This is a genomic window from Methylobacterium sp. GC_Met_2 (assembly GCF_026540795.1).
Classification (GTDB): domain Bacteria; phylum Pseudomonadota; class Alphaproteobacteria; order Rhizobiales; family Beijerinckiaceae; genus Methylobacterium.
The window spans coordinates 1-1,603 of the sequence record NZ_JALNUM010000248.1; the positions used below are offsets into that span (position 1 = coordinate 1).

Here is a 1,603-nt window from a genome sequence, read left to right on the forward strand (position 1 = left end):
TCGGCGGTAAGGTGCAGGGCGCGGTGGGCGACCTGACCGGCTCGCAGCGGGACTCGGCCGAGGGCCGGGCCCGCGAGGCGAGCGGCAAGGCCGAGAACCTCTACGGCCAGGCTAAGGACACCGTGCGCGACGCGGCCGGGCAGGTCGCCGACACCGCCCGCGACCTCGGCGGACGCCTCCGCGAGACCGTGGGCGGCCTCGTCGGCACCGACGACATCGAGGACCGGGCCCGCCACGCCCAGGGTGCGGCCGAGGACCATTTCGACCGGGCGCGACGCTCCGTGCGCCGTGCGGCGGACGACGCCTCCGACTACGCCGAGGACGCCTACGAGCGTGGCTCCCGCGCCCTGCGCCATGGCAACGGCGGAGTGAGCGGCCAGGTCGCCGAGTACCCGCTGGCCTCGCTGCTGATCGCCGGCGCCGTCGGTTTCGGCCTTGCCCTGCTCGTCAACGCGAACCGCGATTGAACGCCTTCCCCACCTGACGACCACCGACCCGGAGTGACAGAGTGACCATCCAGACGACCACCACCCCCCTCGCGACCGGAGCGGCACACGCCGATACGCGCACCGTGCTGCTCAACGAGGTCTCGTGGGGCGCCATCTTCGCCGGCGCCGTGACCGCCCTGGTGACCCAGGTCATCGTCAACCTCGTCGGCGTCGGGGTCGGCTTGGCCTCCGTCGGCACCACCGCCGCCGACAACCCGTCCGCCTCGACGGTCTCGATGGGCGCGGGCATCTGGTTCGTCGCCTCGGGCATCGTCGCCTCGCTGGCCGGCGGCCTGATCGCCGGCCGCCTGTCCGGCAAGCCCCTGCCGGGGGCGGCCGCCCTGCACGGGTTGGTCTCCTGGGCGGTGACCACCCTGGTGGTGCTGTACCTGCTGACCTCCGCCGCGAGCGGCATCGTCGGCGGAACCCTCGGCACCGTGTCGAGCGCGCTGGGCGGCGCGAGCAACCTCGTCGGCGGCACGATCCAGACCGCCGCGCAGGCGGCTGCCCCCTCGTTGTCGAAGATCTCCAACCCGTTCGACGGGATCGAGCAGAAGGTCCGCCAGCAGTCCGCCGGCCAGGACCCGCAGGCCGCCAAGGACGCGGCGGTGGCCGCGGTGAAGGCGGTGCTGACCGGTGATCCGGCTCAGAAGGAGCAGGCCAAGGCCCGCGCCGCGGACGCGCTGGCCAAGGCGCAGGGCATCGCGCCGGATCAGGCCAAGGCGCAGATCGACGACTACCAGAAGCAGTACGAGCAGGCGGTCACCACGGCCAAGCAGAAGGCCGAGGCCGCGGCCGTGACGGCGAAGTCGGCGGCGACGCAGGGTGCGTTCTACGCGGCGATCGCGCTGATCCTGGGCGCGCTGGCGGCGTTCCTCGGCGGCCGCCTGGGCGCCCCGAAGCCGGCGACGCTGCTCGGCGCCTACGAGACCCGGCGGGTCTGAGCCGCTCAACCAGCTTTGTTCACGGGCCCCCGCCGCCGGCGGGGGTCTCCATCCCGGCCGGGACGCCCGGCCTCCACGTCCAGCAGGAGATCACGCGATGAGCAGCACGACCGACAAGCTGAAGGGTCTGGCCAACGAGGCCGTCGGCAACGTCAAGCAGGCGGCCGGCCA

At 73.5% G+C, this 1,603-nt stretch carries 2 protein-coding genes and 1 pseudogene; all 3 read left to right on the forward strand.

The features are described from left to right. The coding region (locus tag OXS49_RS33255; RefSeq protein ID WP_267428755.1) for a CsbD family protein at window positions 1–467 on the forward strand (467 nt) is incomplete at its 5' end. Between the two features lie 41 nt (window positions 468–508). Beyond that, complete coding sequence (locus tag OXS49_RS33260) at window positions 509–1,432, forward strand: PhnA-like protein (RefSeq protein WP_267428756.1); 924 nt, start codon at window positions 509–511, stop codon at window positions 1,430–1,432. A 97-nt stretch (window positions 1,433–1,529) separates the two neighbouring features. Beyond that, a pseudogene (locus OXS49_RS33265) lies at window positions 1,530–1,603 on the forward strand (CsbD family protein); the annotation flags it as partial.